This window comes from Vibrio sp. AND4, assembly GCF_000171815.1.
GTDB lineage: Bacteria > Pseudomonadota > Gammaproteobacteria > Enterobacterales > Vibrionaceae > Vibrio.
Window position 1 is genome coordinate 124,722 of sequence record NZ_ABGR01000004.1, and the last position, 12,621, is coordinate 137,342.

A 12,621-nucleotide genomic window follows, 5' to 3' on the forward strand; every position below is an offset into this window, starting at 1 on the left:
GCAAATCTTGGTAAAAGTAGATACCGAGATTTTATTAACATAAAGCTTATTAATTAACTGATAAATAGGGTTATAATAGGTTGATATATAAATATAGTTTATGGGTAACAATATGAACTTAAACTTAATTCAAACTTTCTTGGTCGTTGCTGAGTATCAGTCATACACCAAAGCGGCCGACCATTTAGGCTTAACGCAACCGGCTGTGAGCGCTGCTATCAAACGGCTTGAACAGGTGGTAGGAAAACAGCTTTTTGTCAAACAAGGACGAGGAATCGCACCCACTTCGACCGCATATCAACTCATACCACAATTTCGTCAAGCAGTAAGCATAGTAGACAACGCTATTTCAGAAAGAACCATTTTCCAAGTCTGCTGCTCAGAGACCCTACTCAATAGCTTAAATCCGATTGAGAACGTGGTTTTTCATGAATCTCCAACTGAAAAGTACTTGTTGTTTGAGCAGATCCGCCAACAAAAAATTGACTTGGCGATCGACACAATCATCACAAAAGATGCCGCTTTCGTGATTGAAAACGCCTATGATGAACCCGCAATGATCATCTGCCGTCAAAGCCACCCAAGGATCCAAGGGGCTTTGAGCAGAGAAGATTTCTATCGAGAGAGTCACTGTATATTTTCAGGCAAGTGGAATAATACTTCTGGTTTCGAACAATTAGCAAAAGAGCCCATCAAGGAGAGAAATGTTGAAATCGTCACCTCCTCATTGGCAGGAATGGCAATGTACGTCGCGCAGCGAGATTGCCTAGGCGTCGTCTCTCGATCATTTGCGATGAAATGGAGTAAGGCTCTCAAATTACAGGTTCTTGAGTGCCCTATTAAGATTGATCGCATTCCTTATAAGTTCGTTTATCACAAGCGTGACGAATACAATCCAGCTCACCAACGTTTGCGAGAGGAGATCAAGCAACAGCTTGAATTTTCCCATGCCGAACCTATTGATTTATAGCAAGGCTTAAACATTCAAATACTGTAACCGACACAAACTCTCCTAAATATTTACGATCCCTCATAAGAAAATAGGAGTCGAGCGGGCAACAAGCCTTAAAATTATTACTAGACAGAAGTTGGAGTTAACTCCAACTCTGTAAAGGAATTGAGCGAAACAGGCGACAAACGCACCTCTCACTTCATAATTCAATGTCCACTCCCGCTCTCTCTGTCAATGTCCATCAGTCATCTCTACTGCTTGTTTGATGTCATTATCTGCCTACACTCCATCTCTCAGCAAGACCAAGAGTACAAAGCGCTGACTGTGTTTGACGGTTAAAAAACAACCACCCGTTTCTCTGGAACTTAATCTTTTTATTGACATTTTCGACTTCATATATAACATGTAAATTAAATACATGTTAAGAGGTATTTCTTATGGAATTCAAAACTGTATCAGCACTTGGTGGAATCGTAATGGTCATTTCGTTGGCAATCATGAGCACAACAATATTGATCAGTTTTCCCTACGCAAATCACTTCTCGATCATTCAACAGGCCATCGCACACATCGGAACAATCGTCTTTGCAGGTATATTCAAAGTCGGATATATCGCTTATATCGTTGGTCGGCACGAAAGAAATCTCGCTATCTAAGGAACTCGCTATGAAAAGAGCATTTTTAATCTACTTCAGCATGGCTGCATCACTCGGTCTAGTCACACCATTCATCGTGCTTTATCTTGCGACGCACAGCTGATACCCAGTGGCAGCTCTAAAACGCGAAGCGGCACCAATATGGTGCCGCTTCGCGTTTTAAGGGGCTCAAAGTTTCTCGCCCACTCGAAGTTGCGCGATCGCTCGAATCTATGCAATGGTTCAACGATTATCGCAAGGCTATGCGTTCCCCACATTTGGCGAATAAAGAAGGCCAAGTAAAAAATTTATCGTCCGATTTAGCCCCTAAGGTCAGGAACTGAGTACGTTAAGTTACTGGATAGTTTTACGATTCGTCGAGGCTTTGAAAAGTTCAGCCCACCTAGCGATCGTGTCAACGATTGGTTGCGTATAAAAATGCCTAATGAATCTGTTTTACTTGACTATAATCGATTTGAGAATCGTTAATGATTAAAGGGGGTTCTCATGAGTATCCGAGACAATATTGCCGCTCTCGAGCAACAGATTTATGTTGCATGCTCCGAGGGGGATTACGAGACGGTCACTATGCTAGAGCACCAACTCGAATACTTGCGTGGCAGAGTTGAGCATCCATTTGAAGATGATCACTATGCCCTAGGCACTCGGTTTGAGTGGGAAAATAAAAAGACTAAATAGAAAGAACCTCCGGCGCAACCCGGAGGTTTTTTTGAACAACTAATGCACCAGTTGTGACATCAAATTTTCCAAAGCATCAACCGACTCGCTCACGTGCTTTTGTAGCTCAATACGGTGTTCAGAGAAAGCCTCTTGTGTGTCCTTCGCGACCTCGATATTCCGACAAGTATTCATCAAAACCGTCAGTCCCAAACTACCTGCACTGCCTTTTAACTTGTGCGCAAGATCTTTTAAGGCTCGGCTCTCACCATGCTCAGCCGCAGTGTCCATTTGGACCAGTATTTCAGCGCTAGTTTTACGGAACAAATCGATGATATGCAACATCTTTTCCCTACCCAAAAACTTCATGTCTGACTTAATCACTTCAGGATTGATGATAACCATCTCTGGCACCCCTGCTGCTGACCTATCAATCACTAAGCTATCATTGTTGTCTGTCATTGTCTCGTCTTTAGATGCGCACTCTTGAGGTAACAGTAGATGTTTGCCATCTAACATATCCTGGATGATTGCAGAAAGGGCCTCTTTTTCCATTGGCTTAGGTAAGTAACCATCAAAGCCTGCTGCTAAGTAACTTTCAACTTCTTCAGCAAATACATGAGCAGAAACAGCAACCATTGGTGTTGGATCCAATGCGCTATCGGCTGATTTGTTGCGCTCTATGCGCTTAAGCCGCTGGATTAAATCAGCACCGTTGCAATCTGGTAAGTTAATATCAACCAATGCAATGTCAAAGTCATGGTTACCGATGATCTGTTCCGCTTCTTGGCCATTTTCTGCCGTGATAACGACATGGTTCATGCTCTCTAAGAAGCCTTCCGCCACCACGCGGTTAACTGGGTTATCCTCGACTAGCAGAACTTTTGCACGGACCTCACAACGAGCGTTTGCGATCGATACTGTTTCGACTGGCTCGCTTTCCTCTAAAGGAATAGAAAACCATAAGCGACTACCCTGACCTTCATCAGAATCCACATTTAACTCCCCACCCATCGCTTGAACAATGCGACGACTTATGGCCAAACCTAAGCCTGTACCACCAGTTTGATGCATACCACTTTCCGCTTGAGTAAAAGCATCAAATAAGGTTTTTTGGTCTTTTTTGGCAATACCGATACCAGTGTCTGTCACTTCAAACAAAACCTGTGATTCATCTTCCGGGTTCAGGCTCACATAGATATCAACCTCACCTTCTTCAGTGAACTTAATCGCGTTACCAACCAAATTACTTAAAACTTGGTTGATGCGTGTGACATCACCTTTCCAATAACGGCCTACATCGCTTTCTATATGATATGAGAACAGTAACTTCTTCTCTTGTGCTTTACCGTTCATTAATTGGAATGTGTCTTCTACCATCTGGTGTAAGTCGAAACCCAGACAACGGATCTCTAAGTGCCCGGCTTCGATTTTCGAGTAATCTAATACGTCATTCAGAATCGCCAATAAGGTTTTACCACTGCGATTGATGATCTCTGCATAGCGCTTTTGGATTGGGTTCAGACCCGAATCAATCAGTAAACGAGCGGTCCCCAATACCCCATTCATTGGTGTGCGGATCTCATGGCTCATAGTAGCAAGGAAAGCAGACTTCGCTCGGCTGGCTTGTTCCGCTTGTTGGCGTGCCTTAGCGTGGTTTAACGCCTCTTCGTTCAAACGACGGTTCGCTTGCTTCAATTGGGATGTGCGTTGTCCAACCAGCTCTTCTAATTGTTCTTTATGTTCTTCCAATTCACGTTTCGCTTGCGCTTCACCCTCTGCCACGACTTTTAGTGCTTGTGCGGTGTTACGTGCTGTGATGATAGCTTGGCCCATATGTGCCAGCTCATCTTTGCCTCTTACCTCTAACTCAACGGCAAGGTTACCTTGAGCAACGGATAGCAATGCAGCTGAATATTCCGCTAACCGCTTTACTACCGACAAATAAACAACGCGCCACAGAATTATCACTAAAATGATCAAACCAATGATGGAGATTACTGTTAGCGACCACTGCGCGAATTTCAGAGTGCTGGTCAACTGATCAACCGCAACTCGCGTCGTCTGGTTGGAATCATCCACCAACTTGTTCACGGTGCCATTCAGTTCAGAGAATAACTCAAGTGTCTTTTGCATTAACGCTTGTGACTGCTCGTCATTCTCATATTGTTGCAACAAAATAGTGAACACCACTTGACGCTTGCCGAGATCCGTCAGCAACTGACTCATTTGCTCTGAGCGGGTTGGATCTTCTACAGCGAGTACACGGCGCTTCATAATTTTCAGGTTAGTTTCAAACTCCGTTTGGATTTGTTGAATCCGATCAGCATTAGTGAGTGTGCGGGCTTCTTCAATCTGGTTAAGCATTTGAAAGGCGAGCAAGTGCAGTTCATGCAATCGTTCGTTTAGATCAAGATCGACTTCAACTAAGGCATCAAGAGCCTGATAGACTTGGTCTTTCTTGTTAGATTCCAATAAGCCATAAATATGAGTAATGTTGGCAACCGCAATCGTACTGGTGTTTTGCACCTGAGTACGCGTTAACTGTTCTAGCTCTTCGCTTAATAAACGCATTTCTTCAACACGCGTATTGATCTCTTTGGTCAGCCACAACTTGCGTTCTACCGTGACGCCAAGCTCCGCTAAGTTATTAATCACATTTTGAACATTATTTTCCAGAGCTTCAAGGAGCTGAGAATCAAAAGACTCGCTGCCTAACTCTTTAATGTGCGACAGCAATGATTCAAGTTGATCAAATAGAATACGCCCCGCTTGCTTGCGCTCTTGCTCGTTTTGAGCGCTCGAAAGCGTTTGAACCGATGATATGATACGGGTACTGAGCTCTGATACTTGCCGTGCCTCAATCATTGCCGGTATGGCAGAGTCCACGACATTCCTTTCAGTTTTTGCCACCAGAGAAAACCCTGATACACCGATTAACGCTGATAACATCACCAACATTGCCATAGCAATGAAGGACAACAGCAGTTTCCGACCGATGCTTGCGGTAGCTAGCAACATAGTTTCCTGACCTTAATATTCGTGTTCAGCGACATATTACGTTATATTTTGCAATGTTTACTTACTCTATGCCAACGAACTTCACTTAATGGTTAAAAATCAGCGTCCATTTCGCACAATTCTCGCACACTCTGCACTCGCATTGTTAATTTTTACTTCAATGCCAAATTTTGCTGCAGAAAAAATATGTGCCATTTACCCTCATTTAAAGGATTCATACTGGCTATCCGTAAACTACGGGATGGTATCCGAAGCAGAAAAACTTGGGGTGGATCTTCGTGTTCTGGAAGCTGGTGGTTATACAAATAAGTCCCGTCAAGAGCAACAGCTTGCTTTGTGCACCCAATGGGGAGCAAGTGCCATCATTTTAGGGACTGTCGATCCACAAGCTTACAAACACAATCTAAAGAACTGGGTTGGCAATACGCCCGTTTTTGCCACCGTTAACCGACTTAACCTTGATGAAGAACAAACCAAGTTACTTAAAGGCGTCGTCGGTGTCGATTGGTACTGGATGGGCTACGAAACAGGCAAATACCTTGCGCAGAAGCACCCCAAAGGCTCAGGAAAGACGAACGTGGCACTGTTACTTGGTCCAAAAACGCGCGGCGGTACAGAGCCCGTTGCCACCGGTTTTTATGAGTCAATTAAAGACAGTGACATTCATATTGTTGGCTCTTACTGGGCAGACAACGATAAGGAACTGCAACGTAACCTTGTTCAACGCGTCATTGATCTGGATAATATTGACTATATCGTTGGTAGTGCAGTTGCAATAGAGGCTGCGATCAGCGAACTGCGCAGTGCCGATAAGGCCAAAGATATTGGCTTGCTTTCTGTGTATCTCAGCCACGGTGTTTACCGTGGCTTACTTCGCAATAAAGTATTATTCGCCCCAACCGACAAAATGGTGGAACAAGGACGCCTTTCTGTAGCGCAAGCAACCCATTATTTGCGTAATGAAGCTTACGAAAAAAAAATGTCACCCATGATCAAGTCTTTGACACCAGAGACACTTCATGATGATACGATTGAAGAATCGTTATCACCATCAAAATATAGGCCGACTTTTAGGGTTGGGTCCGTCGATTGATTGGCAAAAAATGTGCTTTATTTGATGGTAGTGAAGTCATTCGAAATGGAAATAATTTGATGCAAAAAACAACTCGCACTATGGCCGCACACAAGCACGTTGCATTGGTTGCCCACGACAACTGCAAGCCAGAATTACTTCGTTGGGTAAAAGAAAATAAAGCAAAGTTGCAAAACCACTTCTTATACGCAACTGGCACAACAGGTCATATGCTCAGCAAAGAGACAGGGTTAGCGATCAAGAGCTTGATCAGCGGTCCAATGGGGGGTGACCAACAACTTGGCGCTCTCATTTCTGAAGGTAATATTGATGTACTTGTTTTCTTCTGGGATCCACTTAACGCCGTTCCTCATGACCCAGATGTGAAAGCACTACTTCGTATTGCGAGTGTTTGGAACATCCCTGTGGCAACAAACCGCGCAACCGCGCAATTTCTATTCAGCTCTCCGCTGCTCGCTCAAGAAGTGGATATTGAAGTTCCAGACTACGATGCATACCTAGCGGAACGCACTTGATGGCCGTTAGGGTTACTGCAAACAGCAAGCTGCGAACAAAAAGCAAGTTCCGAATAAAAAGCAGTAAACAGTAAATACAACAAAGGCGATACTGAGTATCGCCTTCGTTGTACCTGTATGTATTTTTATCTTGCTGTCACGATTGGGTAATCGCCATTGACTAACTCTTGTACAAACGCCGAACCCGCTCCAGTGTGGGTGATCCACACTTTCTCTTTTGCACGCGTCAATGCGACATAAAACAAGCGTCGTTCTTCTGCATACGGATAGTTGTCTTTCGACTCGCTCAATGCGCCATCGATGTGCGCTTGCTTTTTCTTAGCCGGAAATTGCCCTTCATCCACAGACAGTACAATCACAAAATCCGCTTCCCTACCCTTACTCGCATGGCAGGTCATAAAACGAATCTCAAGTTTAGGGAATCGCTCCAGCCAGTCATCATAGAGATCAGGCTTGTGGTAATGGTTACGACCCAACAACAATACTGATTTGGTTTTCTTCGCCTGTTGGTTCAGTTGATCAAGGATCTTCTCAACCTGATTGCTCGGAGCGGTATGCACACTCTTTTGCTTACGTTGTTTATGGCTGTTGAGCACCTTGGGCAACTGAGATGGGTTCTCTTGAACAAAAGCATTCGCCACGTCACCTATTTGGTTGTTGAAACGATATGTTGTGTCCAAATGATGCACAGTTGAATGTATAAATCGGTCTTGAAAGCCCGTGGTGAGATCAACCTCCGCGCCTGCAAACTGATAAATAGCCTGCCAATCATCACCAACCGCGAACAAAGTCGCTCCCGCTTGTTTCTCTGTTGATTCACACAGTGCTTCAATCAGGGCTAATCGATCTGGAGAAATGTCTTGATATTCATCCACCATAATAAAACGCCAAGGGGAGATATATTTACCTTTCTTAACGTAATCCGTCGCTCGAGTGATCATGGTAGGGAAATCAACCTGATTGGTCTCCTTAAGCATTTTTTGCCATGCACTGAAACAAGGCCAGCATAGCGCGAGTTCACTGTTTAAACGCGTGTAGTCTTGATGACTGACTAGCTTCTCCTGCACTTGCTTCTTAGTTAAACCGACAGCAGCCAGTTGCGAGAGTTGATTGTCTAACCAGGCAATTAATTTGGGATTTTCCGAGTGACTGCCTAATTCATCATCACCTTTTAGGTAGGCTATTGGCCACTTGTCTAAATGCTTTTGCCAACGCTTAAAGTTGGTTGGTGTCATCCAATGCTTTTTAAGCCAATCGATGCACCATGCTGTGCGTTGGTTATCATCGAGGGCAAGTGGGCTGATTTCGACTGGCTGAGGTTCCACTTGGTTTAGAATACGCAGACCAAGTTGGTGGAAAGTATTCACACGTACGTCTTCTGCCGCCAACCCCACTTTGTCAATCAAGCGTTCCTTCATTTCTTTCGCAGCATCACGACCAAAGGCAAGCATCAAGAGCTCTTCAGCTTGTGCTTGGTGACTTTGTAGCAAATACGCCACACGCGCGGTCAATACACTCGTTTTACCTGAGCCTGCGCCTGCTAAAACAAGGTTATGATCGTCATTAATAAGCACGGCATGCTGCTGGGAAAGATTCAATGGCGAAGACTCAATTCGGCTAAATAGTACTTCCCAATTTGGACGTTCATTTTCAAGCCACGCATGATTTCGCTCACTCAACGTTTGAGATGTATCGGAAAGCCATGATTCGATCTCCGCCATACGTTTAGGCATGCGCACCTTCGCTTCCTCCAAACTGGTTTTAATGTCAACCAATTCATCATTGACTTGGTCCACCCAAGTTTGAACTTTTGAATGCGAGAGATAAGCTGGGTAATGTTTAAGTTGATACAACTCTTCCTCCCACTTAGGGAGATATTCTGCGAGTCTGCGACACTGGGTGTTGTGCCAGTCTTGATATTGTCGAACCGCTTCAAAAGCAAACTTACGACAATGCGGCCAAGGTAACCCCTGGACAAGCCAACTTTGTTGCTTTCCGTCTTGCTCATGGGCAAAAAATTGCATTGAACTCCAAAGAAGACCGCGCTTAACACTCACTTTGCCATTCCATACGGTAAATGGAATGTGTTCTTCACTTCCGACTGAGCTTAATAAAACACTATTTTCTTTTATTTCGACTTGATAATACTCTTTTTGAATAAAAAACTGTGCTTTATTAGAGGCAGTAAGCTGCATGAAAGGTGCGCCTTTTGGTATAGAAGTTCTCGTTTTATATCATTTTAGACGGCTAAATTGTAGCAATCGATGCGGTATATATCGCCTTCTGTCGGGATTCTTAATTAAAAATCACATTACTGTTGAAATTGTGAACAACGATTTTCCGCTCATTCGCTTGCGACAGATTAAGTCAATGGCAGCTCTGTTGATTTCCTGAGCAAATGACAATTTTTATTAAATTAAGTCATAAACGTATTATCATAAACGCGCTATAGTGAGTTCATTAAAATTCTCTCGTTTTCCATCGGCAACGAAAGGCGCATTGTGCAAGCTGCTTTAAAATTTCGCCTCTTTTGGGCAAACAAAACCATCAACTACAGTATCTTGATCCTTATCACTTTACTGGGTGTGGTGATTCCTGCGTGGTACTTTCAACAAACCTCATTGATAACACCTCTTATTTTGGGTGTTATCGCAGCAGCATCAGCAGAAAGCGATGATAGTTTCACAGGAAGGATCAAAGCATTGATTCTCACCTTTATCTGTTTTGCCACCGCCGCTTTCTCGATTGAGATCCTCTTTGCTACTCCTTGGCCTTTTGCCGTCGGTCTATTTGTCTCAACCTTCTGCTTTATTATGCTCGGTGCTATCGGCCCGAAATACGCCAGCATCGCGTTTGGTTCTTTACTGATCGCTATCTACACCATGCTCGGCGCCCATCAAAGCATCAATATTTGGTTTCAACCACTACTGCTTCTCACCGGTGCGGCATGGTACTATTTTATGTCTATGATCTGGCAGATGTTCTGGCCACTTCAGCCTGTTCAGCAAAGCCTTGCTGCGGTATTCCTCCAAATCGCGAATTATCTCGACGCAAAAGCCAAGCTATTTCACCCGGTCACAAACCTAACCCCTCAGCCGATGCGTATTGAGGCAGCAAGGTTAAATGCTGCAACAGTGAATGCGCTCAACGCTTGTAAAACGACACTATTAAGCCGTTCTAAACGTGGTCATATTGATGGCCCAAGTGACCGATTTTTGAATATTTACTTTATTGCTCAGGATATTCACGAGCGTGTTAGCTCAAGCCATTATCGTTACCAAGACTTGGCCACCGAATTTGAACGCTCAGACATTCTTTTCCGATTTAAGTACTTACTTGAATCTCAAGCTCAAGCCTGTCGCGAGATTGCCCATGCCATCCGATTAGGCAACGAATACACTCACACCAACCAATCGATTATGGCATTGGCAGAACTCCAAAACTCATTAGGCTATTTAGGAGAGCAAGAGCAACCCCACTGGAAACGACTCCTGAGCCAACTGAACTACCTATTCAATAACCTTGCGACAGTAGAAAAACAACTCTGTAATATTAACAATCCAGATGCAGATCGCTTAGAAGAAGGTGTGCTCGATGACACCACCCCACACACGCTCAAAGCCATGTGGCAACGTATTTCAGCCAATTTGCACAAGGATTCTATGTTGTTCCGTCATGCATTGCGTATGTCGATGACACTGACAGCAGGTTACGGGATCATTCAAGCCTTCGACATTGACCGTGGTTACTGGATTCTGCTTACCACGTTATTTGTTTGTCAACCAAACTACAGCGCAACACGACAAAAACTCACTGCGCGTGTCATAGGTACATTGGCAGGCTTACTGATTGGAGTACTTCTTCTCACCTTCTTTCCTTCACAAGAAAGCCAACTAGTGTTTGTTGTGGTTTCTGGTGTGATGTTTTTTGCTTTTCGAATCAACAACTACGGGTATGCGACCGGCTTTATCACTTTGTTAGTGCTGTTTTTATTCAACCAACTCGGCGAAGGTTATGCGGTAGTACTCCCTCGCCTTGCAGATACTCTGATTGGTTGTGTACTAGCAGTGGCAGCAGTCATGATAATCTTGCCTGATTGGCAGTCCAAACGCCTACACAAGGTTATGTCTGACGCCATAGAAGCAAACAAACAATATCTTGGTCAGATCATTGGCCAGTACCGAATTGGCAAGAAAGATAATTTAAGTTATCGAGTTGCGCGCCGACAGGCACACAACAACGATGCAAACCTCTCATCGGCAATCAGTACGATGCTGGCAGAACCTGGAAAGTACCGAACCGCTGTAGATGAGAGTTTCCGCTTTTTAACACTCAACCACGCCATGCTCAGCTATATCTCAGCACTTGGCGCACACCGCACAAGAATCGAAGATGAGACCATTCATCAATTGGTACTTGATGCACATCGTTGTATTCACCAGCATTTAGATGTACTTCAGCAACAGTTGCATCACCATTGTGAAGAATGCGATTTAACCACAATTAATGATACCAACTTGGAGCAACGCTTGAATGAATGGCGCGACGAGGATGATCACTCAGCCCGAATGGTACTCCAACAATTACACCTTATTTATCGAATGCTGCCTGAGTTACATTCGCTCGCGTCAAAGTTTGCCGTTCGCGTACACTGAACAAACTTATCGGATAACTGCGCAGGCTCTGTGATTTCGGAATGCAGAAATTCTCCCTAACCATGTATCCCGAGGTTACTTGGGTATATTGACGAAGTAGACGTCGGTTCTAGTCATTTATAATCCCTAGCTTAATTTATAAGAATTTTCTTACACACCACTAGGTTCAAGCTGACATTTCTCGGACAAAAAACAAGCATGAAAAACCTATCCTGATCATATTAGAATACGCTTTATTAGATCCGCAAAGATAAGCGAGAAGTGGTTATGAATGAAAAAACCAAGCAATGTGAGGAGATCAGTATGACAACTCAACAATTTAATGAGCTGCGCGAGAAGATTAATGAGTTGACCGCCGCTCAGCTGAAATCACTACAAGGTGACATTAACCACTCTCTCCATAAAAAAGCCTCTCCTTTACTGTCGAGCGAAGAGTACGAATTACTGTCGAAGCTGTTTGCTTGATAAAACATTGAGTATAAAACCACTTGCGTAAAATAACGATACTTACTATGCTACGTAAAGCATAAAGAATTGAGGGGTAACATGCCAGTATCGGGAATTCAGTCGGGACATATCATGATTCAACAATCACAGAAGATGGTTGAAGGGGCTGCGCATGAAATCCAACAAGATTTTTCGAAAGGAAAAGATCTAACGTTTAATAACGTTGGGCCATCTAAAGATAACGAACTCGCGTTTAACAAAGTAACCACTCAACTACCTTCCAATCCAATCAAACCTCTAGTCAGCTTAACTCAAGCCGCGGGCTATAACCGTATCGGCGCGTCTGTCGTCGACAAAAATAATGAGGTGATTGGTAGTATGCTCGATATCCACGCTTAGTCTACTCACTCAATATTCAAAACTTTGTTTTATCCACAGCCACTAACAGCCCTTTCATAGACATTTTATCTTCTCAAGTCATCTCTTCATTTTCTTGTGTTCATTTATTGCGATAACGAGACGGTTCTGATGCTTTCTGTCGTCAACCTATCCATTATCTGATACCAAAGGCAACCGTACAGCACAAAGCGTGGCGGCTCAATGAGCCACCACGCTTTTTCTCCAG

11 protein-coding genes are annotated in these 12,621 nt (G+C 43.8%); 9 read left to right on the plus strand and 2 right to left on the minus strand.

The features are described 5' to 3' along the window. Window positions 1-100: 100 nt before the first annotated feature. The 4 genes from AND4_RS07305 to AND4_RS07315 all read left to right on the plus strand — a co-directional run bounded on the left by AND4_RS07305 (window position 101) and on the right by AND4_RS07315 (window position 2,286). Window positions 101-970: a LysR family transcriptional regulator gene (locus tag AND4_RS07305; RefSeq protein ID WP_009842304.1), complete on the plus strand. Its 870-nt coding sequence runs from the start codon at window positions 101-103 to the stop codon at window positions 968-970. A gap of 419 nt (window positions 971-1,389) precedes the next feature. Further along, window positions 1,390-1,608, plus strand: coding sequence for a hypothetical protein (locus tag AND4_RS07310; protein WP_009842305.1), 219 nt, complete (start codon window positions 1,390-1,392; stop codon window positions 1,606-1,608). 351 nt (window positions 1,609-1,959) lie between these two features. Further along, window positions 1,960-2,076: a hypothetical protein gene (locus tag AND4_RS20060; protein WP_241210253.1), complete on the plus strand. Its 117-nt coding sequence runs from the start codon at window positions 1,960-1,962 to the stop codon at window positions 2,074-2,076. 18 nt (window positions 2,077-2,094) lie between these two features. After that, window positions 2,095-2,286 (plus strand): hypothetical protein, encoded by a 192-nt coding sequence (locus AND4_RS07315; RefSeq protein ID WP_009842306.1) that lies wholly within the window; start codon window positions 2,095-2,097, stop codon window positions 2,284-2,286. A gap of 39 nt (window positions 2,287-2,325) precedes the next feature. On the opposite strand, the gene torS is transcribed toward AND4_RS07315, so the two are convergent. Further along, window positions 2,326-5,286 carry a TMAO reductase system sensor histidine kinase/response regulator TorS gene (gene torS, locus AND4_RS07320; protein WP_009842307.1) on the minus strand — a complete coding sequence of 987 codons (2,961 nt, stop codon included), beginning with the start codon at window positions 5,284-5,286 and terminating at the stop codon, window positions 2,326-2,328. Window positions 5,287-5,374: 88 nt separating this feature from the next. Here torS and torT point away from each other — a divergent pair, with 88 nt between their 5' ends. Together torT and AND4_RS07330 are read left to right on the plus strand one after the other, a co-directional pair. After that, window positions 5,375-6,379 (plus strand): TMAO reductase system periplasmic protein TorT, encoded by a 1,005-nt coding sequence (gene torT, locus AND4_RS07325; RefSeq protein ID WP_009842308.1) that lies wholly within the window; start codon window positions 5,375-5,377, stop codon window positions 6,377-6,379. A 59-nt stretch (window positions 6,380-6,438) separates the two neighbouring features. Continuing rightward, window positions 6,439-6,894, plus strand: coding sequence for a methylglyoxal synthase (locus AND4_RS07330; protein WP_009842309.1), 456 nt, complete (start codon window positions 6,439-6,441; stop codon window positions 6,892-6,894). Between the two features lie 125 nt (window positions 6,895-7,019). Here AND4_RS07330 and helD read toward each other — a convergent pair whose 3' ends face one another. Further along, window positions 7,020-9,089, minus strand: coding sequence for a DNA helicase IV (gene helD, locus AND4_RS07335; RefSeq protein WP_009842310.1), 2,070 nt, complete (start codon window positions 9,087-9,089; stop codon window positions 7,020-7,022). A 306-nt stretch (window positions 9,090-9,395) separates the two neighbouring features. Here helD and yccS point away from each other — a divergent pair, with 306 nt between their 5' ends. From yccS to AND4_RS07350, 3 genes are all read left to right on the plus strand, one after another. Beyond that, window positions 9,396-11,549 carry a YccS family putative transporter gene (gene yccS, locus AND4_RS07340; protein ID WP_009842311.1) on the plus strand — a complete coding sequence of 718 codons (2,154 nt, stop codon included), beginning with the start codon at window positions 9,396-9,398 and terminating at the stop codon, window positions 11,547-11,549. Window positions 11,550-11,852: 303 nt separating this feature from the next. Further along, window positions 11,853-12,014 carry a hypothetical protein gene (locus AND4_RS20245; protein WP_009842312.1) on the plus strand — a complete coding sequence of 54 codons (162 nt, stop codon included), beginning with the start codon at window positions 11,853-11,855 and terminating at the stop codon, window positions 12,012-12,014. A gap of 114 nt (window positions 12,015-12,128) precedes the next feature. Beyond that, window positions 12,129-12,395: a hypothetical protein gene (locus tag AND4_RS07350; protein WP_009842313.1), complete on the plus strand. Its 267-nt coding sequence runs from the start codon at window positions 12,129-12,131 to the stop codon at window positions 12,393-12,395. Window positions 12,396-12,621 lie beyond the last annotated feature (226 nt).